Source organism: Flavobacterium sp. GQ95 (assembly GCF_059758655.1).
Map to the genome: position 1 here is coordinate 1 of NZ_JCAXEB010000088.1, position 235 is coordinate 235.

1 protein-coding gene is annotated in these 235 nt (G+C 38.7%); it reads left to right on the forward strand.

Annotation, left to right across the window (positions count from 1 at the left end; translation table 11 throughout):
* On the forward strand, positions 1-235 hold a 235-nt coding region (locus AC6CH4_RS26045), incomplete at both ends, for a hypothetical protein (RefSeq protein ID WP_498108255.1).

Below are 235 nucleotides of genomic sequence, written 5' to 3' on the forward strand. Positions count from 1 at the left end.
TAATGAAAACAGTTTTATCGCCAATGATTATAATGGGGATGGAAAGACAGATATCCTTTACCAGCAGAATCTGACTGTTGAGCGGGTTGGGAATGATTTCTCCCAAAAAGGAAGCCCTCAGTTAACGTATCTGGTCCTGCTTGAGAATATCTCTTTTTTAGAAAATCAAATTAGTTTTTCGTTGGTTAAAACAAGGTCACAGGTTGTGGGTGTAAAAAGCCATCCTATTCCTGTG